The organism is Tenacibaculum sp. AWR4_210, from assembly GCF_056160945.1.
In genome coordinates this window covers 1-318 of the sequence record NZ_JBSWYF010000071.1, presented here as the reverse complement: position 1 = coordinate 318, position 318 = coordinate 1, and the positions used below count along the sequence as shown (strand labels likewise).

Sequence of the window (318 nt, the reverse complement as noted above, 5' to 3'; positions counted from 1 at the left end):
CATATACCGTAGCAGCAACCGCACCATGTACCACAGCAGCAACGGCTCAGGTAGTGGTAAGCGAACAAGCCTTACCAAATGCGGGAACTAATGGAACACTTACCATCTGTGCAGGAAGCACGGTAACATCAGGGCAATTATTTGCAGCCTTAGGCGGAAGTCCTGCTACAGGAGGAACTTGGTCACCAGCATTAGCAGGCGCAAATACCTATACATATACCGTAGCAGCAACCGCACCATGTACCACAGCAGCAACGGCTCAGGTAGTGGTAAGCGAGCAAGCTTTACCAAATGCGGGAACTAACGGAACACTTACCA

1 protein-coding gene is annotated in these 318 nt (G+C 50.6%); it reads left to right on the top strand.

Features of this window, described 5'->3' with window-relative positions:
* The coding region (locus ACXAG7_RS20070) for a hypothetical protein (RefSeq protein ID WP_476667942.1) at positions 1-318 on the top strand (318 nt) is incomplete at both ends.